At 61.6% G+C, this 26,063-nt stretch carries 23 protein-coding genes, 1 tRNA gene and 2 pseudogenes; 9 read left to right on the plus strand and 17 right to left on the minus strand.

Going from position 1 to position 26,063, the window contains the following annotated elements; all coding sequences use genetic code 11:
- Window positions 1–800: 800 nt before the first annotated feature.
- A complete protein-coding gene (locus EJ071_RS15350; protein WP_126098605.1) occupies window positions 801–1,691 on the minus strand; it encodes a plasmid partitioning protein RepB C-terminal domain-containing protein in 891 nt (296 codons plus the stop codon).
- The gene (locus EJ071_RS15355) at window positions 1,688–3,250 is read right to left on the minus strand and encodes a recombinase family protein (RefSeq protein WP_189521484.1); all 1,563 of its coding nucleotides are present in this window, start codon (window positions 3,248–3,250) and stop codon (window positions 1,688–1,690) included. Before EJ071_RS15355 ends, EJ071_RS15350 begins: the two co-directional genes overlap by 4 nt.
- A 130-nt stretch (window positions 3,251–3,380) precedes the next feature.
- On the opposite strand from EJ071_RS15355, the gene EJ071_RS15360 reads away from it, so the two are divergent.
- From EJ071_RS15360 to EJ071_RS15375, 4 genes and pseudogenes are all read left to right on the plus strand, one after another.
- Window positions 3,381–3,581, plus strand: coding sequence for a type II toxin-antitoxin system HicB family antitoxin (locus tag EJ071_RS15360; protein ID WP_245460249.1), 201 nt, complete (start codon window positions 3,381–3,383; stop codon window positions 3,579–3,581).
- A 641-nt stretch (window positions 3,582–4,222) separates the two neighbouring features.
- Window positions 4,223–4,540 carry a YMGG-like glycine zipper-containing protein gene (locus tag EJ071_RS15365; RefSeq protein ID WP_126098606.1) on the plus strand — a complete coding sequence of 106 codons (318 nt, stop codon included), beginning with the start codon at window positions 4,223–4,225 and terminating at the stop codon, window positions 4,538–4,540.
- Window positions 4,541–4,649: 109 nt separating this feature from the next.
- Window positions 4,650–5,264, plus strand: a complete 615-nt coding sequence (locus EJ071_RS15370) for a methyltransferase domain-containing protein (protein WP_126098607.1) — start codon at window positions 4,650–4,652, stop codon at window positions 5,262–5,264.
- A gap of 334 nt (window positions 5,265–5,598) precedes the next feature.
- Window positions 5,599–5,783 (plus strand): annotated as a pseudogene (locus tag EJ071_RS15375) (DUF3008 family protein).
- 632 nt (window positions 5,784–6,415) lie between these two features.
- Here the strand turns inward: EJ071_RS15375 and EJ071_RS15380 are convergent.
- The 5 genes from EJ071_RS15380 to EJ071_RS15400 form a co-directional block, all read right to left on the minus strand.
- The gene (locus tag EJ071_RS15380; protein ID WP_126098608.1) at window positions 6,416–7,465 is read right to left on the minus strand and encodes an L-idonate 5-dehydrogenase; all 1,050 of its coding nucleotides are present in this window, start codon (window positions 7,463–7,465) and stop codon (window positions 6,416–6,418) included.
- Window positions 7,462–8,868, minus strand: a complete 1,407-nt coding sequence (locus tag EJ071_RS15385; protein WP_126098609.1) for a TRAP transporter large permease — start codon at window positions 8,866–8,868, stop codon at window positions 7,462–7,464. Before EJ071_RS15385 ends, EJ071_RS15380 begins: the two co-directional genes overlap by 4 nt.
- Before the next feature lie 4 nt (window positions 8,869–8,872).
- A complete protein-coding gene (locus tag EJ071_RS15390; protein ID WP_126098610.1) occupies window positions 8,873–9,445 on the minus strand; it encodes a TRAP transporter small permease in 573 nt (190 codons plus the stop codon).
- An 86-nt stretch (window positions 9,446–9,531) separates the two neighbouring features.
- Window positions 9,532–10,506: a sialic acid TRAP transporter substrate-binding protein SiaP gene (locus EJ071_RS15395; protein WP_126098611.1), complete on the minus strand. Its 975-nt coding sequence runs from the start codon at window positions 10,504–10,506 to the stop codon at window positions 9,532–9,534.
- Window positions 10,507–10,552: 46 nt separating this feature from the next.
- Window positions 10,553–11,299 carry a FadR/GntR family transcriptional regulator gene (locus EJ071_RS15400; protein WP_126098612.1) on the minus strand — a complete coding sequence of 249 codons (747 nt, stop codon included), beginning with the start codon at window positions 11,297–11,299 and terminating at the stop codon, window positions 10,553–10,555.
- 2 nt (window positions 11,300–11,301) lie between these two features.
- Between EJ071_RS15400 and EJ071_RS38515 the strand changes: the two genes are divergently transcribed.
- The gene (locus EJ071_RS38515; RefSeq protein ID WP_189521485.1) at window positions 11,302–11,847 is read left to right on the plus strand and encodes a hypothetical protein; all 546 of its coding nucleotides are present in this window, start codon (window positions 11,302–11,304) and stop codon (window positions 11,845–11,847) included.
- A 732-nt stretch (window positions 11,848–12,579) separates the two neighbouring features.
- Here EJ071_RS38515 and EJ071_RS38290 read toward each other — a convergent pair.
- From EJ071_RS38290 to EJ071_RS15425, 6 genes and pseudogenes are all read right to left on the minus strand, one after another.
- Window positions 12,580–12,690, minus strand: a tRNA-Arg gene (locus tag EJ071_RS38290).
- Window positions 12,655–13,287: pseudogene (locus EJ071_RS15410) on the minus strand (RES family NAD+ phosphorylase); the annotation flags it as partial. The gene EJ071_RS38290 and the pseudogene EJ071_RS15410, both read right to left, overlap by 36 nt.
- Window positions 13,284–13,889 carry a helix-turn-helix domain-containing protein gene (locus EJ071_RS15415; RefSeq protein ID WP_126098614.1) on the minus strand — a complete coding sequence of 202 codons (606 nt, stop codon included), beginning with the start codon at window positions 13,887–13,889 and terminating at the stop codon, window positions 13,284–13,286. The pseudogene EJ071_RS15410 and the gene EJ071_RS15415, both read right to left, overlap by 4 nt.
- Window positions 13,890–13,984: 95 nt before the next feature.
- Complete coding sequence (locus EJ071_RS39460) at window positions 13,985–14,287, minus strand: 3'-5' exonuclease (protein ID WP_245460250.1); 303 nt, start codon at window positions 14,285–14,287, stop codon at window positions 13,985–13,987.
- Window positions 14,263–14,505 carry a hypothetical protein gene (locus EJ071_RS39465; RefSeq protein WP_245460251.1) on the minus strand — a complete coding sequence of 81 codons (243 nt, stop codon included), beginning with the start codon at window positions 14,503–14,505 and terminating at the stop codon, window positions 14,263–14,265. The genes EJ071_RS39460 and EJ071_RS39465 overlap by 25 nt, the downstream gene beginning before the upstream one ends.
- A gap of 194 nt (window positions 14,506–14,699) precedes the next feature.
- Window positions 14,700–15,821 (minus strand): RHE_PE00001 family protein, encoded by a 1,122-nt coding sequence (locus EJ071_RS15425; RefSeq protein WP_126098615.1) that lies wholly within the window; start codon window positions 15,819–15,821, stop codon window positions 14,700–14,702.
- Between the two features lie 231 nt (window positions 15,822–16,052).
- Here EJ071_RS15425 and EJ071_RS15430 point away from each other — a divergent pair, with 231 nt between their 5' ends.
- The 4 genes from EJ071_RS15430 (at window position 16,053) to EJ071_RS15445 (ending at window position 18,317) form a co-directional block, all read left to right on the plus strand.
- A complete protein-coding gene (locus EJ071_RS15430) occupies window positions 16,053–16,295 on the plus strand; it encodes a type II toxin-antitoxin system prevent-host-death family antitoxin (protein WP_125002582.1) in 243 nt (80 codons plus the stop codon).
- Complete coding sequence (locus EJ071_RS15435; RefSeq protein WP_189521486.1) at window positions 16,295–16,711, plus strand: type II toxin-antitoxin system VapC family toxin; 417 nt, start codon at window positions 16,295–16,297, stop codon at window positions 16,709–16,711. The genes EJ071_RS15430 and EJ071_RS15435 overlap by 1 nt, the downstream gene beginning before the upstream one ends.
- Window positions 16,701–17,870, plus strand: a complete 1,170-nt coding sequence (locus tag EJ071_RS15440; protein WP_126098616.1) for a tyrosine-type recombinase/integrase — start codon at window positions 16,701–16,703, stop codon at window positions 17,868–17,870. The genes EJ071_RS15435 and EJ071_RS15440 overlap by 11 nt, the downstream gene beginning before the upstream one ends.
- 252 nt (window positions 17,871–18,122) lie before the next feature.
- Window positions 18,123–18,317, plus strand: a complete 195-nt coding sequence (locus EJ071_RS15445; protein ID WP_126098617.1) for a DUF6494 family protein — start codon at window positions 18,123–18,125, stop codon at window positions 18,315–18,317.
- A 214-nt stretch (window positions 18,318–18,531) separates the two neighbouring features.
- Here the strand turns inward: EJ071_RS15445 and repC are convergent, their stop codons facing one another.
- The 4 genes from repC to EJ071_RS15470 all read right to left on the minus strand — a co-directional run bounded on the left by repC (window position 18,532) and on the right by EJ071_RS15470 (window position 25,406).
- Window positions 18,532–19,866, minus strand: a complete 1,335-nt coding sequence (gene repC, locus EJ071_RS15450; RefSeq protein ID WP_126098618.1) for a plasmid replication protein RepC — start codon at window positions 19,864–19,866, stop codon at window positions 18,532–18,534.
- Between the two features lie 167 nt (window positions 19,867–20,033).
- Window positions 20,034–21,044, minus strand: coding sequence for a plasmid partitioning protein RepB (repB, locus tag EJ071_RS15455; RefSeq protein ID WP_126098619.1), 1,011 nt, complete (start codon window positions 21,042–21,044; stop codon window positions 20,034–20,036).
- Between the two features lie 2 nt (window positions 21,045–21,046).
- Window positions 21,047–22,252 (minus strand): plasmid partitioning protein RepA, encoded by a 1,206-nt coding sequence (gene repA / locus EJ071_RS15460; protein ID WP_126102601.1) that lies wholly within the window; start codon window positions 22,250–22,252, stop codon window positions 21,047–21,049.
- A 2,959-nt stretch (window positions 22,253–25,211) separates the two neighbouring features.
- Window positions 25,212–25,406 (minus strand): hypothetical protein, encoded by a 195-nt coding sequence (locus EJ071_RS15470; protein WP_126098620.1) that lies wholly within the window; start codon window positions 25,404–25,406, stop codon window positions 25,212–25,214.
- Between the last annotated feature and the right edge of the window lie 657 nt (window positions 25,407–26,063).

A 26,063-nucleotide genomic window follows, 5' to 3' on the forward strand; every position in this document is an offset into this window, starting at 1 on the left:
ATTAAGATCACGCGCCGCCTATCCGGGTCGATAAGCGGCCCAGCGGTCAGGGACAGGGACAGGCAACCGCTGGGCCGAATGGGAGCGTGCTCCTCCCGACTGCAAAGCACTGAGAGACAACCCATCCTCGGTGCTCGCCGCCGCTCCCTGTTGTTGACGTGGGGGCGACCGTGCACTCCACATCTCCCTCTTCGCACCAATTACTAGGCTGGGCTGGCAACTATTCCATGTCTCCAATGATTTTTCACCAGTGAGCTCCGCACCCGGGCAGGAGCAGTCATCACCGTCTGACTTTGGAAGCGACCAACTCACGCCCTACCTAGCCGCCACGGCCGCAACGGCTCGGGGGCACAATTGGCATAGGGACCATGGAAGTCGTGGCTCAAGATTATATGGGAAGCCGGCGTTCACCCGAACGGCATGCATATTTGGGACGGTCGCGATGCAACCTGGCGAGATAATCGCAAACACCTTCGCGGCAGTCCCGGCGGTATGCGGCCTCGCGATCATCTTCCGGGTAGCCGGAAGACCGCTGTTCCTACGGCGTCAGGCGCGAATGGTCCTTATGATGCCCGCCGACTTGACCCTCCATGAGGCAACCAAGACCTGGGTCATATCAAAAAAGCGGCGGATGGGCGCGAGCGGGGGCAGCGCCTCGTCGAGAAGGCTCGCATCGAGGCCTGTACGCCGGCCATGGCGTCCGTTCTTGCCCGGCTCCGCAACATCGCTCGAGATTCCACACCTGAGTGGGAGCCAGCATGTACAAATGATTGATCGAGCACCGCGCAAAAGAAGCGCTTTCACATACCCCGTGGTACTGATCGTCTGACGCAGTTCAGAACGCCGGGCTTCGCCCGGCGTTCTTCGTGGGCTGACAAGTGAACTCGGGTCCGCTCGAGGGGTTCCAGGATCGATTGAAACTGGGCAAACCGCTCCGGAAAATTGTGCGCCAGGTATTTCACCACGCGCACGTTTCCCATGATGCGGTCCAGATAGCCCCTTGCCGCCACGAGGGCGAGGCTGCGGGGCCCATGACGTTCGGCGGCATTTTGGAACGTCCTGCCCAACTCGGCGAACTCTATTTCCATAGCGGCCAGCTGCGCGGCATCGATGCCGGCGAACTGCTTCCGCGGGCTCCAAGAATCGGCAAGCTGTGGCTGCGGTGTGAGCGCGATGAAAACTCTTGCCGTATTGAGCTTCACCCTTTCCAACGCGAGCATGAGCCGGGCAATCTCGATCTGTCGGCTTGGCACGACCTGGCGCAGCAGGCCGAACATCTTCGGCGGTACAACGCAATCCTGCAGGAGGTGGAGGACTTCTTCGCAAATTCCTCCGATGAGCTGCTGGCTCGTCGCTTCGGTTTGGTACGGCTTCGTTTCGGCGATAGAGGCAGCCGGGCCAAGAATTCTATTCGCCAGTGCCGCTGGCATGATCGCCAAATCTTCCGTCTTCAGCAGGTCTCGAAATACGTCAAGTGCCAGCAGCTGGCGGAGCGCTTCAACGACGCCCTCCAGATGCTCCCGCGACGCATTCGCCTCGCTGAGGAAACACTGCATTCGTTCGCTCAGATTTTTGTAGATCCTAAGGAACACGTATTTATGAAGCGGTCCCGCAGGCTCCCGCAGATCGCCGGTCAGATGAATGACGTGTCGGCTGCTTTTCACAATGGAAGAAGCTTCGGCTTGCGTCATCCCGCTCCCCCGATCGGCGCTCGCCTTGCGATCTCCACCAAAGGATCCAGCGACTGGAAAAGGAAGGCATCAAGGCGAACGCCATTGTTTGGGGAAAGCATTGGGGCCGCGTGCTCTGCCTCCCATGCGGGCACGATTAAAAAGTCTCGAACTGTGACATTGTCGGGCAGCATCCTGATCAACACGGAGATGTCGGACCCGGTAAGACGCCGCTTATGGAACGGCCAATGAGAGTAGCCGTATGGTGACGGACGGCAGCGCGCGATCCACACTGCGATGGTGAATTCCTCATTAACCCTGACAAGCTGTCTCTTGGAGTCATAGTAGGCAAGCCCGCCAGCCTGGCCGACCGCGGCTACAAGATCTTGAATGATCTCCATCCGGCGACGATGAAGCTGGGTGATGACGTTGAAGTAGCGGTAGTTCGCCGATGCCTCATATCCGACCAGGTCGTAAGCCGCCTGGAGGGTTCCGAAGCGATGGATGTACATGCTTTTCGTCGAGAAGCCTGGCGTCGCGTTGATGATTGAGCCCGACAGCGATCCTCGCTCTTCCAGAAGCCTTGATAGGTCCGCCAGCAGGTCCTCGTTGGTGATACGGGAACGGCGTGCCTGCGCGACGGATCGTGCACGCTCGAACAACTTGCGGCTGACGAGCGGCACCGACACATTCTCTACGCGGATCCAGGCGCTCGGAGGGTTTTTCACTCGGTTGCGATGAAGCCTTTCGGAGGTCCTGTTCCAGACATTGTTGCCGATGTATTTCTCGTGGGTCAGGACCGAGCGTACCGAAGCGGTCGTCCATGTCTGGTCCAGGTCCGTGAGAACGCCGCGCTCGTTCAACGCCCTGGCGATTTCGACTTCCAGCTTGCCCTTTATGAATTGCTTGAAGATCCAGCGGACGATTTCAATCTCTGATTCCGGCCCGGGCACGAGCACCACGCGATCCGTTGCCAGGGCCTTCCATTCATGCCGTTTGAGAATGGTCTTGGGCTTGCCTGATGCATCCACGAGAAGGCGCCGGAAGCCATATCCTGCGTGCCCGCCTCCGCGGAAACCCATCTTGACGACCCGAGTTTGGCCGATGAATGTCTTTTGCGAGAGCATGCGGCTCAGCTCGGCGGCCATGCTGCGTTTGATGGCCTTCAGCACATCGGATCCGACGCTCCCGTCATTTGCAAATTGCTCGGCGCAGAACTCGATCCGCACGCCAGCCCTTTGGCATCGGTATTCGTAGGAAGCGCTTTCATCGATGTTCTGGAAGCGCCCCCAACGGCTCACGTCGTAGACGACGATCGTTTCGAAGTCGGCCTGCCCACTTTCAACATCGGCCAGCAAACGCCGCAGAGCCGGGCGCCCTTCGATGTTGAGACCGCTTCTGCCCGCGTCCTCATATGTTGCGACGATGTCGTAGCGCATGAGAGCCGCATAGTCGCGGATGGCATCCCGCTGATTTTCAATGGAGTAAGTCTGTCGCTCGGTGGACATACGCAGATATTGCGCAGCACGAACCCTTCGCCTCTCTCGAGGACCGATGCGGGCCGCTGCAATCTTGTCCATCGCCTTGCGCCGTTGTGCCGATCTGTCAATTTAGCGATCGACGGCCTGCGGCTTGGTTAGGAATACCCGTTCAGTTTATGTCGAATGCATTGTTCAGAGCGACGATGCGCGGAGCACAAGGGTGATGGGCATGCGCGGATACGTAGGGGTAATCCACAAGGCGGACGACAGCGACTTCGGCCTATCTTTTCCCGACTTCCCCGGTGTCGTCACGGCCGGCCGGACAATCGCGGAGGTGCGTCAGCTCGCCGAGCAGGCGCTCGCTTTTCACGTCGAGGTCTCATCGAGGATGGCGAACCCGTTCCGGAGCCGACTTCACCAGACCACGTGATGACCGACAAAGGCGCACTCATGACTATCCAGGTGCGTCTGAAGGCTCGATACGCTAGGCAGTCACGACGCCGGCTGAGCTGAACGTCGCGTGTCCCTCGGCCAGCTGGAGCCCGTCCCTTCGCACTCCGCGCAGCGCACGCTTACGCCAGGACATCTGTGCTGATGCGTGCCCGCCGGGCAACAATGGCCGTTGGAGCTTCGCCATCTCGGGCATTCGAACATAGTGCCGGTGCCGCCGCAGCCCGGGCACTTGCCTTCCCATAACGCTAGTTTCATTGCCCCGACCTCTTCGGCGCTGCCTGGCAACGCCATTAACCCGACCCCTGAACTTCGGCGGGCCCCCGCCAGCCGTCTGCCGACATTGCCATACGGCAATTAAGGTTTTTCTAAAACAGAAATTCGCTGCGAACATCATTCGTCGACGAAAGTTCCGCCGATCCCGGGCACGCCGCTATGAAGGGCATCACACTTGCCGATGCGGGGCGTCTTTCCAGTTTGGCGACCATGCTCTTCAACAGCCGGGAAACCATGACTCATTTCGTGAGAAAGCGCGCCGCCGTTCCGCCGCAATGCGAGCCCACTTCGGCCAGGTACGCCCCTGTTTCAGTTGGTCTTTGGGGCTTCGAAGGAGTTCTGGAGATGATGATCAAGAAGGTTTTTGTGGCAGTGCTGATGACTGCGGCACTTGCTGGATGCGAGACACAGACCGAAGGCCAGCAACGGGCCACCACCGGCGCGCTGGTCGGCGGCGCCGGCGGCGCGCTGGTCGGCCAGGCGATCGGCGGCAACACCAAGAGCACGGTGATCGGCGCGGCGAGCGGCGCGCTGCTTGGCGCGGTCGTCGGCAGCGCAACCACGCCACAGCGGCGCGGCGAGCAGCTTTGCCGCTATCAGGACCGCTACGGCCGTATCTACACCGCGCCCTGCGACGACCGTTACTACAACGGCGATTATTGACCTCTGGGTCTCTTAGGGAGACGGCGCTTCGGCGCCGTCTCCCTCGTCATGCTTTTGTACGCTTTTCGATGTAGGAGCATTATGAAGGCGGGCGGCGGAGGAGGTCGAAATGACGACGAGCCTTGCCGGCGCGCTGAAACACCGTGGCAAGCACGCGGTGAAGCGACTGATCGGATATGACTCCCGCAACTGGCTGCGCATCCGCCAGATCGAAGCTTTCACCACTTTTCTCGAAGCAGCGAACCGCAAATCTCGCGACGTGATCGAGATCTCGCCGGGTTGGAACCGCTGCTGGCGGGCGATGTGCCCAAACTACCGCTCGGTCGATTTCCCCGATTTCGACATCTGCCGCGACCGCACCGACGAACAATTTTCCATTGTGATTGCCGATCAGGTGCTGGAGCACGTGCAGCGGCCGCTGGCGGCCGCTGCAAACATTCACGCGATGACCAAGCCAGGCGGCTGGGCGATGGTGGCGACACCATTCCTGTTCCGGGTGCATGCCAGGCCGCACGACTACAACCGCTGGACGCCGGCGGGGCTGAAGCAGGTAATGGTCGAGGGCGGCTTCGCTGAGGACGCCGTGCAGGTGTTCGGCTGGGGCAACAAAGCCTGCGCCAAAGCGCATATCGGCGGGCCGGTGCGGGCCTACGGCCTGTGGAGAGACCTCAGTAATGATGAGGAGTATCCGCTGATGGTGTGGGCATTTGCGAAGAAGGCGTGAATTCGGACCTGCGGGCATATTAACCCGCATAGGCGACCGCGATCTGTCGCAGGCGCAATGTCTGAACCGGCAGCGCAAGCTGCGGAAGTCGTGCCCACCCGACGCTGCGGCCCAACCGAGCTCTTTCCCCGGGTTGCCGAAACGCGTTCGCCTTGGTGCATGTGCACCGGGAGCCGGACACGAGCAGCGGCCGTGCCGCGACGTTTTTTCAGCTGTCTTGCAGCAGGGCCCCCTGCTGCAAGACCGAGCAGTCGGGAACCGCCGCCCCAGAGCCCGCGTTATCCGGAATTCTCAAAGGGAGAGGGGAGAGACAGACTGAAAAAGGAGTAAGCAGATGCCTGCTAAATCCAGGCCCAGCAGATGGCCGCGGGCGCAGCCCTTGCAGCGAAGCGCGGAGAAAAAAAGAAAAGCGAGCTCAAGGGTGCTTCCAAGAGCATGGAGAAGTCAATGAGCGAAAAAGAACTCGATAAGATGGCTTCGACAAAGCGAAAGGGAAAACCGCAGAATAAAAAGTCTTGATCCGCAGGCTTAACATTCAGAAGGCAACCCTGCATCGCTAAACTGTGATGGCTCAGTGGAATTTGGCTAGCGTCTGGGAGAAGTACGAGAATTGACAACAACGATACGCGCCTGCCGCATTTGATCGACACGCATCCATAAGGCGGAGCCAGGGTAGTCCCAAGGACAGTTGCGATACCGAAGGAAGCACCATCCTCGTAGGTCCAGCGAACAACATTGAGTGCGCGTTCGACCCAGGAACGCGGGCGCATGGGCAGCTCGCGCGGGAAGACGCTCACTCCGAACGGCACGCTTACCCGCTCGCCTGCATCGAAGGTCAGCGGTTGCAGGCGCATTTCCTTGTACAGTCGCAACGACGCAGGGATGTTGCCGGAGAACCAGTAGATCGAAATTCGGTGAGCAGCGTCTCGATAGGCATCGCGCGCTCGAGTTCGCCGCCGCAATCGCTCCAGGCGCGAAATTTCTCGGCAATCCAAGCAGCCAGGCCGATGGGCCTGTCGGAGAGCGCGAAGGCCAGGTCAGCGGCTTGGTGGCCTGGAGCGCCGCGTAGGCGCCCCCCGCTGTCGTTTTGTCGTGCAGCGTCGCGGTCGAGCGGCCGGCGTTTTGCGCCGAGCGGCAGCTTCTCGAAGCTTTCAGTCGGCAGTAAGCAGGACCTTGACGCTCCGGCTTCGATCGAGAGCAAGCCGGAAGGCTTCAGGCGCCGCCGCGAGCGGCCGCCTGGCGGTGATGAGACGCTCGACGTCGGCCTTGCCGGCGACGATCAGATCGACGGCCGTGCGGAATTCCTCGCCGAAACGGAACGTGCCCCTCAGATCGAGTTCCTTCGCCATGACCGCATTGGCGGGAAGCGGAAGCTCGCCGCCGGGCAGATTGCCGACCTGGACGATCGTACCTCCCCGGCGCACATTGCGGATCGCCGATGCGAGCCCGGCCGCCGTCCCGGAAATCTCGAAGACGGTGTCCAACGGAGCCTGCCTTGCCGTCGCCGAGAGCTCGTCGTTGCCGCCGGAAATGTCGATGACGCGATCCGCGCCGAGGGTCTTGGCGAAAGCGAGTGGTGCGGCCGCGATATCTATCACGGTGATTTCGCCGGCGCCGGCGAGCCTGGCCGCCAGCATGGTGAGCAGGCCGATCGGGCCGGCGCCAAAGATGGCGACGTGGGCACCCTTCACATCGCCTGCCCGCTCCACCGCGTGCAGGCCGACGGCCAGCGGCTCGGCGAGCGCCGCGGCGGCAAAGGACACACCGGCCGGCACCTTCACGCATTGCGCCGGCGTCGCGTCGAACAGGCGCGCGAAGCCGCCCTGCATGTGCGGTGTCTTGGAGGCCGAGCCCATGAAGTAGATGTTGTCGCAAAGGTTGGGACGGCCCTCGCGGCAGCGCGGACAGGACCCGCACCAGCGCGACGGATTGACGGCCACGTGGTCGCCGGCCTTCAGCCCTTCGGCTTCGCCATTGACCTCGACGACCTGGCCGGCGACCTCGTGGCCGAGGATCAGCGGCGAGGTGACGACGAAGTCGCCCGTCCGGGCATGGCGGAAATAGTGCAGGTCCGATCCGCAGATGCCGCCGGCCCCGAACCGCACGCGAACCATGCCGGGCGCCAGCGCGCCCAGCTCGCAGTGGGTAAGGCGCAGATCCCCGGGACCGAACAGCATCGCCGCGACCGTGGTGGCGCTCATCGGACGAGCCCCATTTGTATCGGCAGCCACAGGGTGATCACCGGCAGGAACGTGATCAGGACCAGCGCGACGAGCAGCGGTACGAGCCAGGGCAGGATCGCCATCGTCGTGCGTTCGACCGAAAGGCCTGCGACCCGCGAAAGCACGAACAGCACCATGCCGAGCGGCGGGTGCAAGAGGCCAACCATCAGGTTGAGCGTCATGATCAACCCGAAATGGACCGGGTCGATGCCGTAGACCGCGGCGACCGGAAGCAGGATCGGCACGAGGATGGTGATCGCCGCGATCGTGTCGAGGAAACATCCGACGACCAGCATGAGGATGTTCACGAGGACGAGGAACACCCATTTGTTGTCGGTGAGCGCAAAGACGAATGTGGAGAAGGCCTGCGCGGCCTGGCTGACCGTCAGCAGCCAGGCGAAGATCGAGGCTGCAGTGACGATGAACAGGACGGATGCAGTCGTCTCGATTGTGTCGAAGCTGGCTTTGGCCAGCGTCTTGAACGTCATCGACCGGTAGCGGACCAAGCCGAGGAAAAGCGACCAGATGACGGCGGCCATCGCCGCTTCCGTGGGCGTGAACCAGCCCATCGTCATGCCGCCGATCAGGATCACCGGCGTCATCAGCGCCATGACGGCCGAGAAGTCGAAATACCAGTCGGCGGCAATGAGAACCAGAAGCGACAGACCGACGGCGGCGTTGATGGAGAACCCCATCTGCACAGCCAGGTAGACCGCCACGGGAAAGCAGAGCACCACCACCACTTCGACCGACGCGGCGGCCAGTTGCTTCAATTCGAAAGGCGTATCGGAGCCCCAGCCCTTTCGATGCGCGAAGATCGCGACGGTGATCATCATCAATGCCGTCATCACGACGCCGGGAAGGATGCCGGCCATGAACAGCGCGCCGATCGATACGTTCGCCATCATGCCGTAGATGACGAAGGGCAGCGACGGCGGAAAGATCGGGCCGAGCGTCGCGGAGGCGGCGGTCACGCCGACCGCCGCCTCGACCGGGTAGCCATGGTCCTTCATCGCCTTGATCTCGATCGTTCCGATGCCGGCGGCGTCTGCGAGCGCCGTTCCCGACATGCCGGAAAAGATCACCGAGCCGATGATGTTGACCTGCGCCAAGCCGCCCTTCATCCATCCGACAAGCGCCAGCGCGAAGCTGTAGATGCGGCCGGTCACGCCGGCGATGTTCATCAGATTGCCAGCCAGGATGAAGAAAGGGACGGCGAGCAGCGGAAAGCTCTCGACGCCGGCGATCATGCGCTGCGCGGTGATGATGTCAGGCGCAACGCCATAGATCACGAGATAGAGCAGCGAAGCCGTCGCCATCGACACCGCCACGGGAGCGCCGACCAGCATCAGGACGAGAAAGGAGCCGATGAGAAGAAGCATGGGCCTATTCTCCGATCCCGTCGAACGCCCCCGGGCGCTCCAGCACGGAATAGCCGCGTCTTAAATTCCCGACGAAGACCTGGATCGATCGGACGAGCATGAGGGCGAAAGCGGCGAACACCGCGTAGAAAAAGACGTTGCGCGGCAGGTCGATCGTGGTCATCCGCTCCCGGGCCACGATCGACACGTACCGCCACATCAGCACGCACATGTAGACGAAGAAGCCGATCCTGACGGCGTCGACGAAGAGGGCGAGGAAGCGCCCGGCCGACGCCGGCAAATAGTGGTAGAGCACGTCGACATGGATGTGGCGCGACAGGCGCACGCACATCGCGGCGCCGAGGAAGACGACGACCACGAGAAAGTTGATCGCGACCTCCTCGGTCCAGGCAAGGCTGTTGTTCAAGACATAGCGGGTGAAGAACTGCAGGAAGACGCAGACCACCATGCCCCAGAAAGCGGCCAGCGTCACCCAATCCTCGACGGCATAGAGGGACAGATCGACAGGCGCCGCCTCCTCCTCGAAGGAGTGGGCGAGTTCCTCGGCGGTGACCTGGGTGTGGACCTCTGGCGTCATCGGCACGGCTCCAGCAGAACGGGATTTTTTTGGCTGCTTCGGTCGAGAAAGAAGGCCCGGCGCGGCAGGCGCCGGGCCCGGGCTGCTTACTTGACCGCCCGGATCGCTTCCCAGTCCGCCTTGCGATAGCCGAAATCCTCGAACTTCACCTTCTCCGTTACCGCCTTCTCGAAATCAGCTTTGTCGACTTCGGTCACCCTCACGCCCTTGTCCTTGAAGAACTGGACGAGCTTCTGCTCGCGCTCGACGATCTTCTTGGTCGCCCGGGCGGCCGCCTCCTGCATGACCTCGGTGAAGATCGCCTTGTCCTCATCCGAAAGCTGCGACCAGCGCGATTGCGAGACGATCGTGTTGAGATGATCGACGATGTGGCCGGTCAGCACGATGTTCTTCTGGACCTCGTAGAACTTCTTCGCTTCGATCGTGGTAAGCGGATTTTCCTGCGCCTCGACGGTGCCGTTCTGCAGCGCCAGATAGACCTCAGCGAAGGCGATCGGCGTGGTGTTGGCGCCGCAGGCGCGCGGCATGGCCAGATAGGCCGGCACGTCGGGAACGCGCATCTTCAGCCCCTGCATGTCGGAACATTTCTCAATCGGGCGATTGGAGGTCGTCTGCCGCGTGCCGTAATAGGTGGTCGCGACGATGTGGTGGCCGGAGGCCTCCTCGTAGCCCTTGGTAAGCTGCTTGTAGATGTCGCTCTTGGTGTAGGCGAGCAGATGATCGGCATCGCGGAAAGTGTAGGGAAAATAGGTCACGCCGATGGGCGGGAATTCGCGCGCAGCGAAGCTGGAGCCCGAGATGATGATATCGACCGTACCGAGCGTCAGACCCTGATTGATGTCGGCTTCCTTGCCGAGCTGCGAGGCCGGGAACACGTCGATGTGGTAACGGCCGTTCGTCCGCTTCTCTATCTCTTGCGCGGCCCACACGGATTCGGTGTGGAAAGGCTCGGACGTCTCGTAGACATGCGCCCATTTCAATGCGGTCTGCGCCGATGCCGCCGAGAACGGCAAGGCGAGTGCGGCGATGGCGCCGAGAATTGCTGCGTATCGGAATTTCATGGCAAGATCTCCTCCCTGTGATGATCGTCCGAACTGCCGCGCCCGATCATTCCGTGTGAATGATGGGCGGTTCCTTCTTCCCGGCAGTCTCCGCGACAGCGGACCCCTCGCCGAAATTGCGCGAAAACCTCTCTTGCGACAGCCGCAGATGGTGCCGCATGGCGGCCTTCGCTCCGCCGGGGTCGTGCGCCGCGAGCGCGTCGCGCACCGCTCGGTGCTCCTCCAGAGCCGCCTGCCAGGTGGTGCGATCCTCGAAATAGCTCGAAAGCCGCTCGAAATAGGGATTCATGCGCTGGTCGAACAAGTCGCCGACGACGCGCACGAGAACGGCATTGCCGAGGATGGCCGCAACGCCCATATGGAACTCGCGGTCGAGTGAAATCGTGGTCCTGGTCGGGTGGCGCTGCCGGTCCATCCGCCCGAGCACCCTGTCCAAGATGCGAATATGCTCGGCTCTCACATGCTGGGCGGCTTCCTCGGCAATTGCGCCTTCGATGAATTCGCGGGCCCGCAGAAGCTCGAACGGCCCTTCTCCGGCGCTCGGCGGCGGAGCCGAGCGGGGCGGCTCGGTCACGTAAATTCCCGAGCCGACGCGGATGCGGACGCGGCCTTCGACTTCAAGCGCGATCAGCGCCTCGCGGATAGTCGGCCGCGAAATGCCCATGCGCTCGGCCAGCTCACGCTCGGTGGGAAGGCGATCACCGGCCGCGTATTCGCCGCTGTCGAACAATTGCCGAAGCTGATCGGCAACCTGCCGGTACAGCCGGCGCGGAACGATGGCTTCGATCGGCATCGATGCCCAACCTCCCAGACAACGCCCAAAACCAATATGAATCGGTAAATTGGCCTGACCAATTCAAAGTGTCGGAAAAGAGGTGGCGAGTCAACCGTAAGACCGTATGGGGATTGCCGTTCGGCGTGACTCTGCCGATGGCCTTTTCTCGGGCATTTCTGCCGTTCGGCTATGACTCCGCTCGGTTAGGGATGCGACGTTTTTGGAACCCCGTCTTCGAGTTCGAAACCTGCGCTGAGATAGAAATTGATCGCTGCAGGCTTCTTCGAACCCGTCATCAGCATGACCTTGTAGCAGCCCGCCACGCAGCATTTGATGCGGCAAGCAGGAGCCGCTTGCCGAAGCCTCGGTTTCTAAAGTCGGTGCGTGTTACCTGCCAGCACCCCGCCGACCTCACCGATAAGAATTGTACTGCCGCCAAAGGCCATGAACTGGTCGAACACTTCCTCTGCGCGGTCCAGCATCGGACGCGCATCGCCTGGAGCAAGATGCTGATACAAGTCCAGCAGAGTCGGCAGGTCATCTCGGCGGGCATGTCTTATATGTAGCGAGTTCTGTTCCATGCTCGGATGTTGCTGTGACTGGCCGCGCCGAGCAGTGACCACAACGGGCCCTGTCGGGCCTTTCGGCTTCGCCGCCAGAGAATGACGGCAGCGACTGGTGCTCCTGCAAGAAATGGCCGACACCGTCGAATTTCCCAGCCGGGATTCCTGCCCTGTCAGGAACCTCCGCCAGTATCGGAAGCCCGCCCGTTGCGCTTCTTCATAGGCCCTGGCTGCCCGCCAGCCCGTGCAGGGGCACAGAACGAAAAACCCGGGATCCGGCGGCTGCGGTTTGATGCAGAGTCTTGAAAACTTCCGCACCTGGAACTGTACACGCCTGCATTGCTAGACGGCACACCTTCGTTCCGGCAAAGCTGCGAATCGCGGGGCCAATGGCAATCCGCAGGTCGGCGGGTTCAGGCAATGCCCATTGAAAGATGGGCCGCCGACTTTCCTTTTTGGCTGTAAAGCTTCGGCCGATTGTCGCTTTCGATTGCCGTCTCAATGGCGGAACGCAAGGACGCGGATGGCTATCACGCAAGCGAATTCCACCACTGCATACCAGCGATTTCGTCAGCAGTCGGATTCCGGTTCGGTTCGTCTGCCATTTTCTTATCCTTGGATAGGACTTGAGCTCCAGGGGCCTGCCTGCTCTGTGCCGCCGCAGGTGCAACGGCCGGTCGCCTATTTGGCAAGTGGGGCTGATGTTAGGACTGCCAGCTGGTGAGATGTTGACCTTGGTGCGCCCGGCAGGATTTTGAACCTGCAATCGCCAAATTCGAAGTCTGGAGGATTGGTCTATGCTGACGGCTCGGATACCGACTTGCCGAAGATATTGAGAACCTCCGCCACTTCTCTCAGCATCTGCGACAAGGGACGCGTTTGCTGGGCCGTGAGGCGAACGTCCGGTCGTTCAAAGAGAGCAAGGCAGGTTTCACCGGAATCATGGCGCGACTGGTAGGCTAGTCCATCTGGCTTGTCCTCGTGATCCCACAGGGCATCGGACCAACGCGCGCAGGGCTCATACGGTCCGGTTGAGATTGCATTATCTGTGCCAACGATTTGAAGACCCGCCCCATGGAGACGCACAACGCGCAACGCCCGGGGGCAGACGAGGCTCGTCGCGGACCGGCCAACGATGTCTGTCGAGGCAACCATGAGGCGTTGCGGGTTTCGCAGCAGTGTTTCGGCCAGCGCGCCACGAAGGGTCAGTCCGCAATAGAGGACACCGAACCGACTGCTTGCGCAGTCAAAGCGGTTCGTTGGCGGCACGCCTGAACCTGGACCGAAGAAGACCGGATCGAACGACGATCGGTGAACGCGGTAGAGCACCTGTCCCGGGCCGATTTCGTCGATAGGTAGCGAAATCTTTCCAAGCCAATCGGGCGGCGGGGGCGCCGCGCCGGATGGGCCACGCGGCGCGGTCCGACGACTTCCAGACTTCATGCAAACCCGTCCTGCGCCTCGCTGCGCAGCAGGCGCAAGACTGTCTCCCGATCGCCAGCCTTCAAAGCCTCGAGCGGAGAGCGCCCTCCAAGGGCGGAATCAGGCGCAAGCAGGAAGTCCAGAGCCACCCACGGCCCAGACGAGGCCTGAGCTTGAACAATGTCCGGAATGCCGGCGGCGACATCCGTATTATCGAATTGGCAAGCCGGGTAACGCCAGTCGCTTCCCTCCCGGAGGGCGAGCAGGGACCCGGCGCGCCGACGCTTGTCCACGGCCTGTCGCGAGATGCCGAGCAGACTTCCCGCATCTTCGGCGGACAAAGTGCCGCCCGCGCGCTCGATCAAGAGCTTGCGATGTTCGACGTTCCTGGCAAGGGCTGGAACCAGCGGATCGAGCTCAATGACGGCCGGCCCCACGACATCGGACCGGCTCAGAAGACGTGCGAGCGATCCGGCATCGGTCGGAGCCGCCAGAGCTTCGGAGAGCGTTTTCGGCGACGCGGTTGCCGCCATGCGCTCGAGCGCCGACGTGGCGCGCCGAAGAAACGTTGCCTGCAGACTGTCGGACTTTATGGTGCTTGTGTTTGGTGCCGCGCGAGCCATGGCGACCTCTCTGGTTGACCTGGGGAATATATAGGTACAAGACTGCCCACGTCAACTTCGGGGACAACGTCATGCTGCGGCAGCTTATGTATGCTTCAATCCTGCTGACTTCGTTGATACAGTTCTGGGACCCATGGTGAATGGTGGTGCTCCTGAAAGACCAGGCTGAGGTGTTTTTTCGGGCGCGTCACCCCGACGTAGAACAAGCGCCGGGCTTCGCGAAGGCTCGTGGGTGTCTGCTTATCGCGCGCGCCCGGGATGTCGGAAGCGTTTACGCCGTACATGATGACCGCGTCGAACTTTCTGCCCCTCGCGCTGTGCAGGGTGCTCAGGCTGACGCGACCAGTTCCCTCCATCCTTCCGGCGAAATGCATCAACGGCACATCCAGATCGCGCACGGGTCGGTGCCGGAAATCATCTCGTCGCAGACGTCCCACTCCTGTTCGGAGTTGCGCGCAATCGCGCGCCATGGCGTGACGAGTTCTCGTGAGAAGCGCTGCGGCCAGGCGTGGGTAGTTTCGCCGCTTCCAAATGAGGTGCTGAGAAACCCCATGAGTTGGGCGGACAGTTCCTGTTCCCCGCGGTCGCTGGCGTGGCGCCCATAGACCAGTGTCATGGCTTGCAACAGAAGCCGAGAAAACGGCGGGGCGGCAGCGCGCCAGCCGTCTGTGACCCAGCGGGCGCAATCTTCAATGAAGCGCGCAAGACGGGAACTTCTCTTGACCAGCGCATTCGTGTCGGCGCTTAAAGATAAATGGAACGGCGATGTCCCTGGCTGAGGTCCGCGTCACGAAAGCAGCTCCGCGGCGCTCAAATCACTCCCCACGCCCGAAACCTTCCCCTGCCCGTCATCTCGCGCAGGCCGAGTTCGCTGACAAGGTTGAGCGCACCCTGCTTCGAGACTTTAAGGCGGTCCTGGATCATGCCCGTGGAGACGAGTGGACGCGACATGACGAGTTCGGCCAAGCCTGGCAATTTCGAGCTGACGCGGCGCTCACGCAGCCGCCGCTCCATCTGGCTTTTTGCCAACACCAGGCGATCATGCTCCTTCAATCCCGCCAGCGCCGCCTCCTGTACGGCGTCGATGCAGGCCAATAGTCGGTCGTCGCGATTGCGTGCCCGCCGGCGCTCTCTTGGGATATTCTTGGCGCCGAGATGCAGTGAGGCGAGGTGGCAGCCGGCGAGCCCTTCCTGCCTCAGGAGTGCCGACACCAGCAACGGCCCCAGCCAGGACGCATGCTGCAGCACTTCGATGCTGGACCATGTGTCGAACAGAATCGCCGCGCGCAGGATCACCGGCAGTTGGCGCGTTTCACCGAGCACACCCTGCCACTCGGCCAGCCGGGCATCTTCGTCCCAGTCAAGATCGTAGACCAGAGCTGGACGATCGGCTTTTGGCGCCGCCTCCTTGCGAGCCGCTGCCGTTCCGCCTTCCAGCACCTTGGTCGACCGTTCCAGCACGGCGTCGATCGCCGCCAACTCTTGCGCCAGCGGATCAGGCTCGTCCGTGTCGATCGGCTCGTCAGCGCCAAGCGCCGGCACAAAACTCCCCTCCCCTTCCCGGCCTCCTTCTGCCGGCTCCGCCGCGCCGCGGCCGGTGAGCTGGCGAAGGCCCTCGCGGCTCAGCGCCCAGTCCGGAGCGCGGGAAATAATTTGCCGTCTGGCGCGCAAAACCGTATGCGCGCGGGTGAGCTCGTGGGTCGGCGCTCGGACATCCATGTGCGCGTCGTGCAGCACCAGGTCCTCGAGGTGGACGAGCTCGCCCTCGAGCCAAAGTGCAGCGGTTGCGTCAGCAAAATTCTGCCGCTCGATCCAGCCCTCACGAATGGGAGAGCGGAACAGCCGCTCGTCGAGACGAGCCAACAGCTCGGTGGCGCGGGCAACCGGCCCGATGAGGGTTTCCAGAGGCAGCTTGGCGATGTCGTAAGTCATTGGTTTCACGATAGCTGATTCGCGATAGTCCAGCTATCTGCCATTTGACTTGACTTATAGGTGGTTTCCACTGGCGGCTATATCACTATCGATAAGTAGCTCTTATCGATAGTGAGATGGTTCACCGGTTGACCACCTCTGCTTTTGGCTCTATCGTCGCCCAAAACACCGATCGCCGGGCCAGGCCACGCTGCGCTCGACCACAGGGCCCAATTTCCGGAGCACGCCGTCATGACCATCACCGTCAAGGTTGCCGAAGCCAAGACCCATCTGTCGGAGCTCCTTGCCAAGGTCGAAGCCGGCGAGGAGGTGATCATTTCCCGCGGCAACGATCCGATCGCCAAACTCAGCAGGATCCGCAAGGATACCGACCTCACCGCCCTGATCGAAGAGGTCCGCGCCGCCCGGGCTCGGGCCAAGCCTGTCACCACCGAGGAGATTCTGGCTTGGAAGCACGAGGGGCACCGCTACTGATGTCTTTGATCCTCGATGCGTCCATCGCCGCCGCCTGGCTGCTGCCGGAGGAGCACAGCCAGGCCGCCGAGGCGCTGGTAGGGGGACTTGGCGGCCGCTGCCCCGTGCCATCCTTATTCTGGCACGAAATCCGCAGCATCCTGCTTGTCGCCCGGCGACGCGGGCGCATCCACGACGGCGAGGCGCTCGCCGCGCTCGGCCGGCTGCGGCGCCTGCCGCTGGAGGATGCCGGTCAGGGCGCGGACGCTAGCGTCATGGCGCTCGCCGAAGCGCATGGGCTGAGCGCCTACGATGCAGTCTATCTGGCGCTGGCGCTGGAGCGGTCTCTGCCGCTCGCCACGCTGGACCGCAAGCTGGCCGCTGCCGCGCACGGCGAAGCCGTCGTCGTTCTGGGACCATTCGCCAATGACGGCTGAATTTGGCGATCCGCCAGACCGCGGCGTTGTTCAGCGCGCCGAAGCCCTCGACGCGCTCGATTCCGTGCTGCCCTTCGACCGCCGCGACTTTTTGGCCGAGCTCCTCACCGACGACGATGTCGCCACACTTCGGCACCTCGCCAAGGAAGGCATCGGCGAGAATTCGCTGCGCGCGCTCGCCTCCGACCTCGGCTATCTCGAGGCGTGGTCGCTCGCCGCCACCGGAAGACCCCTGCCCTGGCCGGCGCCGGAGGCGCTGCTGATCAAGTTCGTCGCCCACCACCTCTGGGACCCGGCCAGACGCGAAACCGATCTGGCGCACGGCATGCCGCAAGACGTGGCAGTTGCGCTGAAGGAGCAAGGCCTGCTGCGCAGCGACGGTCCGCATGCGCCCGCGACGGTGCGCCGGCGGCTCTCCAGCTGGTCGACGCTGACGAAATGGCGGGGGTTGAGGGGCCGATTCAACGCGCCGAGCCTGCAGAGCGCCATCAAGCTCGCGGTCCGCGCCAGCGCCCGGCCACGCGGCCGCAAGAGCCGCAAGGCAGTGACCGCCGATATTCTCGTCACGCTACTCAAGGCCTGCGCGGGCGAAAAGCTGGTCGACCTGCGCGACCGCGCCCTGCTGCTCACCGCCTTTGCCTCCGGCGGCCGCCGCCGCAGCGAGGTCGCCCGCCTGCGTGCCGAGCAGCTCAGGGACGAAGATCCGGTCCCCGTCGACCCGAAGGATCCGAACAGCGAGAAACTGCCGTGCCTGTCGATCCACCTCGGGCGCACCAAGACGACCCAAGCCGATACCGACGCCTTCGTGCTGCTCATCGGCCGGCCGGTTTTGACCATGAAAGACTGGCTCGCGCGGGCCGGGATCACCGAAGGCGCCGTCTTTCGCGGCATCGACCGCTGGGGCAATCTCGAGCCGCGGGCGCTGACCCCGCAGGCCGTCAACATGATCCTGAAGCGCCGCGCCGCCGCGGCAGGCCTCGATACGCAGCTGATTTCCGCGCACGGCCTGCGCGCCGGCTACCTCACCGAAACCGCTCGCCGTGGCATCCCCCTCGTCGAAGCCATGCAGCAGTCGCAGCACCGATCGATCAGCCAAGCTTCGCGCTACTACAACGACGCGGAACGGCAGTTGGGACGCGCGGCAAGGCTGATTGTCTGACGCTTCCCCAGCCGTTCTCTCGGGAACATTGCTACCCGCACAAAGACGGCCCCTGTGCATTATTGGGAAACGATTCAGGTAGCGGCTTGGCAGCAAGCGCCCGCTCTTCCTCCTTCCAAGGGCCGATCAAGTTCAAGGATACGATGCCTCCTCCCGGCTCGGATCTGTTTCTATGGGACCGAGCGTCACGTCCTGCTTCCTTGATCCCTTGCCTTCCCTTACAATCCCTTCCGGACACAGAGGAGTTCGGCCATGAGCGAAGACGCCTTCAACATGTCGATCCGCAAGTTCCTGAAGGAAGTCGGCGTCACCTCCCAGCGCAAGATCGAGGAGACGGCGCGCGAAGGGCAAATCGGCGGCGAGAAGAAGTTAAACGTCCGCATGACGCTGACGGCGGAGGGCACCGACCTTAACCACGTGGTAGACGGCGAGATTGAACTCCCATAAGCCGAGCGAAGCGACCTAGCGAAACGTCCGACGCGGCCGAAAGCGTCGAGACGGATAAGCAGTTGGAATAGGGTCTGGTCGACATCCACGCAGTACCGCTCACCACCCGCATATCGCTTTTGAGCTGGCGCCAGCCAGGATCCGCACCGCCCCACAGATAGCCTGAGGCTTATGCGGACCACTCGCCATGGTGCGACGCCTGGCGCCAGCACCCTCACCGCTCCCAGCCCTTCTTTTTCATGTTCTTGCGCAGCGCTTCGCTGATCTCCACGGTAACACCTCGATCGCCGTCGGCGGGATCGGTTACAGACCTTCCGTTGTTGCCGGCTGCCTTGGCGTGCGCATCCAGTTTTTCGCGCAAAAGCGCCATGATCATCGGCCACACCGAGAACTTCTGGTCGCGCGCCCGTTCTGTCAAATTGCGCAGATAACCGCCGCGGCTGGCGATCCGGTCGGACCGCTGGAGGATTGCCGCTACAGTGATCGCCGCCTTTTCCAGCCCCATGACCTCGACTGCTTCCTGCCAGGCGCTGGGGCTGATGCCCATGAACGGCCGGGCCTGGGCCGCGGCCTCCACAAAATCGCGCCATGTCCGGATATGTCCGTCGCGCGCCAAGGTCAGAAGTTCAGGGCAGGCATCCACCACCATCCCCAGCGGCAAATCCCGGTTCGGCAGTGCGCGCACGTTGTCATTTTTGACGCCAACGCCGCTCGCTTCATCTGTTTCTCCTAAGCCATGTTCAGATTCATCGGTAGAAGAAACATGTGGGTTTGAATTCTGTATGTGGCGCTCAGATTGGGACTCATTGGCGTTCTGATTCTGCGAATTAATGAAAGATTCCAACGCCTGATGCACATCGATCCAAAGATCTTCCAGCTCGTTGCAGATCGTCTCGAGGGTCAAGCGTGCAGCCGTCCGCGGCAAGCGGGCGATAATCGCTTCGTACCGGCGCATGAACCCTTGCCAATTGCCAGGAACGCCTTCGTCGATGCCAGCCTCGATCATCTTGACGACGTCGCGCCGGCTGATGGTGAGGCGCTCCTTGACCAGGCGATGCGCCTTGCGCTCGGCCTGGACGGCCGCTGCCAGGGCTTTGAACTCTTCTGCCCGCGCAAGGATCGGCGAGAGATCGAACCCGTAGGCCTGGTCGATCGCACCGCCCTCCCCTCTTCGCGCAAATCGCTTGCCATTCGGGCTGTCGCGGCGGATGACAAGGCCCGTTGTCACCAGGTTAGCCAGATGACGCCTCAGTGTTGCCGGCGACATGCCATTGGCACGACGGATGAGCTGCTCATTGGAAGGAAATACGATCAGGCTTTCCTCTGCCGTGAGCTCGTCCGCGCGATGAAACGACAAAAGCGCATTCAGGATCGCCAGGGCACGATCGGTCGCGCCGAGCGCCTCCTTGGCCTCTCGGATATCGCGAAACACCTGCCATTTCGAAGCGCGAGCTTTCTCATCGATTTCACCGACCGCGACTTGGCTGGCGAGTAGCCCAAGCGTCATCGGCCGCCGCCCAAAGGGCGTCGTTGCTGTATGCGTTCCCATCTTCCCTTCCGCCTATTTGCTAGGCAAAAGAAACCTGCTCGCCAAAACGACGCCGAGACTCTTGACAGTGATTCGTGGATTTGCGATTCTCAGAGTTGCTACACGACTGAGAAGGGCTTCCGCGCGGTGACGTTCGGGGGCCTTTTTCTTTTGCGGTTGAGTGCTCCTTAGTCCGTTACCTGTTGCCGGAACTCATCATAGAGCGCTTGCAGGCGCTCCCGCACGAAGCTCGCGAATTCCGGTTCGATGCGCTTGTCGAAAGCGAAGGTCATCTTCGCTTCACTGTCACTGATGTTGACCAGCCGGGATCCGTTGGCGGCGGCCCATACCGTCCTTTCGGGCTTCTTTGCGGTGGTCTTGACGAGATCATGGATAGCCTGAAAGCGCTCGTCGCTGGTACGCGCGGCAAATTCCGGCTCCTGGATGGCCTTCAGCGCCTTGGCGCGCTTGCCGCGCTCGTCGAGCAGGTCGGCGAGTTCCGCCCATCGCTGGCGCCCGAACGATTCCGCGGTGCCTATGGCTTCGATGATGTCCGCCGGCAGACGAGCGACAAGCGCTATCATTTTTGAGAGTGCCGCTTTATCGACGCCAAGTGAGGCCATGATGATGTCGCGCGAGAAACCCTTGGCTTCGAGCTTGGCCGCGAAATAGCACCGCTCGATATAGGAAAGGTCGCTGCGACTGTTGTTTTCCTGGCCCTGGCTGACGACAAGCTGCTCGTCGCTCAGGTCCCTGACGACAGCGCGAACCAGTCGGCCAAGCTGCCTGACCGCAGCCAGCCTCCGGTGGCCGTAGGCCACCTGGTAGCGACCGTCGCTGTCTGGATGCGGACGCACCAGGATCGGCACCTGTTGCCCATGCTCACGGATCTGCGCGACCAGGCCGGCTTGCACTTCATCGCTGACCCCAAGGCGGTCGATGACGATCGACTGGTCGATCAGGCCGGGATCGAGTTCAACGATCGCCTGCCCTTCCGACAGCTTACGCTCGATCTCCTCGGCTCGCTGTGCGCGCGAGTTGATGTTTTCGAGCGATTGCGAGATGGCTCCCACCGGACGGCCGGGCTTTAGAGGCCTGTCCAGGCCCATCAGGGGCCTTACAAGCGCCGTTCTAGCTGCGTCTGGTTGAGACTGTTCGCTGGTGGCTTCGGACACTTCGAAGAGGTTCTTGCGGGCCATGGCTATTTCCGCCCCCAGGTCTTGCGGATCAGTTCCTCGATCTCACCGTTGACAAGGGTCAGGCTCTCCAGGGCACGATCATAGGTCCCGCGTGTGAATTGTCCGCGTTCAACCTCATAAAGGGTCTGCTTCGTCAGCCCTGCGTCGGAGATCGCGGTCGATTTGAGCATGGCGTTTTCGAGAACCCGATTGCCAAAGATCGAACGCATGAACCCGGCCATCTGGCTTTGCGGACCATCGTTGGGTTCGAACCGGGTGACAAGATAGCGCATCCAGTCATAGTCGGTGTTGCCGCCGGCGTTCTCCACGACGGATAGCAGATCCGAAGTCATGAGCAGGAACTGGGACATCGACATTACATCCAGCATCTGCGGATGCACGGTGATGATGACGGCCGTGGCCGCGCACAAGGCAGACAAGGTCAGGAAGCCCAATTGCGGCGGGCAGTCGATGACGACCACGTCGTAGGCGCTCTCTATCTCGGCCAGACATTCACCAAGCCTGGCGAAGAACATCGTGCCTGGCTGCCGGCTCGCCAACACCTTTGGCGTTTCGTGCTCGAATTCCATCAGTTCGAGATTGCCGGGAACAAGGTGTAGGTTGGGCGTATACGTCGAGCGCACGATCTCGAGAATGCTACGGCATTCCTCATCGTAGCGGATCGCCCCGTAGATGGTCTCGTTGGGCCCGACATCCAGTTCGGGCTGATGGCCGAACATCGCCGACAGGCTGGCCTGCGGATCGAGGTCGATAGCAAGCACCCGGTAGCCGCGCAACGACAGGAACTGGGCAAGGTGGGCAGCCGTGGTGGTCTTGGCGCTGCCTCCCTTGAAATTCATCACCGACAGAATCTGGAGCTTCTCCCCTGCCCTACGGTGGCGTATGTATTTTCCAGGTCCCTTTGAGTTCTGTTCGTCGAGCACCTGACGCAGCCGGTCGATGTCTTCCACCGAATACAATCGCCTGCCGTTCGCCTGCGGTTGCGGGCCATGTCCCTCCGAAACGATCTGCCGGAGATAGCCTTCGTGAATGCCGATGAAACCTGCGGCCTCGCCTGGGGTAAACAGGCGCATGCCCTTCTGCGCGGTCGGCGGGAATATCCTCGCCTGGTGCGCTTGCAGCTGTCGTGACAGTTCGGTGGCGTCGGCGGCAATGAGTTCGCGAAGGCTTTCGCCCGTTGGAACGCTCTGGTTGACTTTCTCCAACATCGTCCCTCTCTTGATCTGCGCATTTTGGCCAAAGGGCGACGTAAATGCGCTGATCAGGATGGACTGATTCTGAACTGCCGACAAATGCTTTTTGGTTACCAAAAGGTTAACGAGCCAAGCTCCTAAGTGAGTCGCCGGCGGCTTGCAATTTACACAAATAATGGCGCGCCAGGTGCAGGCATACTCCATCGCCTGCTATCAGAGGCTACTGATTGTTTTCAGGGTATCTTTGTGCCCGCTTGCCCCGACCGCTTTCGTGCGAGAGCACCGCCCCTCCTTCCCCTCAGCCGAGCGCCCTGCAAATGCACCCGAGCCTAGCGACACGCAGGCCTTTTTCTCGGGCTTCGGCGCAGATGGCTACTCAGGAGTTGTCCGTGTGCAACTTTCCCCGCCTCGCCCCGACCCCGTCTCGTCTTGACGTTGGCTGGGCTCGTGACATCGAGCTTCCTCCTGGACACGTAGCGAACGCCGTCACCGCAAAATCGAGGCGGTCATCCCAGCGACTGGCCTCCAGGCCCAATTGTTGGCGATGGGGCGGCCGCTGCCATCGTAGTTGTACGTGTGCAACTTTTCGTCACCACACCTCCCGTGACACGTTGCGTTGGCTGAACCACGGCGGCGAATGCTTCCCAGCGTCCGCCTTGGGATATCCCGTGGAACATCAAGCGACCTCCCGGAATAGGCGTCGGACCGAAGGGACCGACAGTTGGGCGCCGGCGAGGCTCTTGCCGACCCGTCACCTTGGTATTTGGACGTGCGCCGTCTTTCGCCGCACTAATCCGTCCTTTGGCTGCACCCGGGCGACAGTTGTGCCCGTGCCATGCTTGGCGGGCCCCGCTCACCGAGCCGGATCCGGGCCACCTGTTGGGATCTGGCAAGCCACTCGACGACCGATCTTTTTGAACCCCATTAATCCTGCCTCGCAGCGCGGCAAACGCTGCTAGCTCCACCGCCTGCCGATCTGGCGAGGTTGGATTTGCGAAAGAGCATCGAAAGCCGCGAGAAAGAAGGAGCCCTTCGACGAGCGGCCGAATTGAGCTCAGTCCAGACCTGTTGTATGGCCGCGGCTCGCGCAGCGTTCGCTCCCCCACCGATCTTGAAATGCCGGGGACTGTAGCGCAATTGACCTCCGACACTGTGGGCTGAACCCCTTTGCGCAATGCTTGGGCGCAGTTCCCCACCGGAGCGGCGTTCTCATGTCGGCAAAAGTTGTACGTGTGCAACTCCTGTTGCTTCGCATTGCCGACCACGCGGCTTGGGTTATCCTCCGCGCACGCGACGGCCGAGGCCGCCGCAGCGATCCTTGGGACATCAATGCGGCGGGCCCAGCCGCGCTCAGGGGGCCACATGACCGAAAACGGAGCAAAAAGAAGCAGCTTCAGCTCGTACAGTTGGTGGCAATTTCTCCCATGCGACAGTTGCTTTGCGCGAGTCCCTGCGGGCCCGGACACAACGCCGCACGGAGCGAGGTATCTCGACCAAGTTACTGTCAGCTGTTCTAGCTTCGCCTCGATGCTTCGAAGAGGACGCCGTCGTTGTACACGTGCAACTCGCCTCTGCGGCAATCATCTCTGAAGGCTACCGTCGTCCGGAAGCGCAGGGGAGGGGGCCTTGTCTATCAAAGCGACCAAGGTGCCGCAACTCAGACATGTAGGCAAACGCTCCAATGAATAGCGCCCGTCGAGAAGGCAAGTGCACCGATTGGCACGGCACAGTCCACGAAGCGTGCCGTTGCTGGAACCTGCATCCGCGGATGCTCCCAAGGTTTCATTGGGCGCTTGACCAGCAGGAGCCCACCGCTCGACGATGTCCCGGGCTGCGACCTTAGTGCAATTCTGGGCGGGATATCCAAGCCATACCGCCCAGGAGTGGAGTGGTTGCACGCGCGGCTACAAATGACCTCTCCACCGCAAGCGAGTTCGTCCGAATTCACATACTCGTAACCTTAACAGCGCGTTAAGGTTTGGGATTTTTTAGTTTTCAGTACGCAAGTTCACTCATATAGCAAGGCATTGATATCATTGCATAATCGGTTCCGCCACAATGTTCCGATGCATGGGCAGTAGATCAGTACCGAAGAAAGGGGCGGTCACTCTGGGGGCGGCTAGCCGTTCTCTCTCAGAATCCGGTTTTGTAGCATATCGAGCGCGCCGGCCGCCGTCTCTAAGTCAAGGTGCGACAGACCGTCTTTGCGCTTCTGATATTCCTTGCCCATGAACCTCGGGCCTCGTTCAAACGCCGAGGCGGTCTGAAGGTTGCGGGGGGGTCAGAGCGGCGCTGAGGCGGGCGAGGGTCGTCGTCGCAGTGCTGCGCACATAAAATCCGGTCGTGCAGCTCTCGAAGCCCATCCACATGGAGGCTGGACGGGACTTTGCTCAGGGCAGACACCATCAGGGCGCTCCTCGAATCCCTGCCCGACGAAATCGAATTGCGCCAATCTGAAGCCAAGGTCGTGATTGGCTGTTCCGACAACTGGCTCGATTGCGGTCGCCTATACGCATACGGCCCTAGGTTCGTGAATGACATCGGCCTGATCCGCTACCCAGTTGCCTATCTCCGCGAATCGATTTCCCAGCATACTGTCGATACCCACGACGTGGCGGGGCGCGGACCTCGACGCCACCCAGCAGACATCCGAAGAGTCACACCCGCAAGCCAACAAAAGGCCGCAGCAGCTGCCGGCAACACTCCACAACTCGTATGGGAGTACCGGTAGCCCAACCACAAGCCGCTGGAAATGAAATGAGTGCCCGAGCGCTGACCGAAGTCTGGATCGGCTTGCCTAGGCGCACGAGCCGGCGAATTGAACCGCATGCCGCGCAAAAAGGAAGTTGCCTCGGTTGAGGCAAAGGGCGGTGGCTTCCGGGCCGCCCCAATCGTCAAAAAGTGATCCCTGTGGACCCGGGCCCGTTACGGTGGCTTAGGCTCGGGTGCAAGCGGAGGGCTAGAGGTCCGGCTCTCATACCGGAACAAGGCCAGCAGCCAAGCTCTCCTGTTCGAGAATATCTGTAACATCACCGACGCTGGCCCCTGAATTGGGGTGGGCCGTCGCCAGTTCCCTTGCCTTGGATTTCACGTCAAACGAAGACTGCCGCTGCTTCTTCGCCGCTGCTACCGCGTCTGCAATCTCGACTGCCAGGGTAAGTGCCGGCATTGGATTCCTCCCGAATGCCCCAGCCTTTACCCCAAATATGGCAGACATTCGGCCAACCCTACGCATTCGAAACTAGGCAAGTTGGACGGGACCTCTGCAAATCACACTGTCGACTGGCGTCAGTTCTGTAGAATCCGTGAAGGCACCTACGGAAAAGAAGAGCGCGATCGCGAGCAGGATAAACGCGCCGGGGGAGGGCACATCACGAAGCCGCCCGCATTGGCGGCGCGGTTCTAGCGTCGAGGATAAGATAAAGCCCGACGCATGCTAGGGAGCATAGGCGCCGGGCTCGCTGCGAGAGACGGTCCCAAATCTGAACCGACCCACATTGCAACAATTCACAGCCAGCGAATGGGTTCCCCAAAGAGGGTCATCAAGGGTGACGGTTCGTGGCTGTTCTCTTGCTCCTAGCTTCGCGGCCTTGCCAATATCAACATCGAAGATTTCCAGACTCCGTCACGGTCCCCTTCGCATATCTTCGTGTTCGGCGGGACAGGAGCGGGCGGCAACAAAACTGGCCATATACCTCTGCGGAAACCTGCCTCACGTCCGTTGAGAAAGAGACTGGCCTGCATCGGTCGCCACATGATTTCCGGAGCGTGTTCGCCACGGGCCGGCGATTTGTCGCCCGATGATATCCCGAGTCGCTTTCGAGGC

This window comes from Mesorhizobium sp. M1B.F.Ca.ET.045.04.1.1, assembly GCF_003952465.1.
In the GTDB taxonomy this organism is placed as follows: Bacteria; Pseudomonadota; Alphaproteobacteria; order Rhizobiales; family Rhizobiaceae; genus Mesorhizobium; species Mesorhizobium shonense.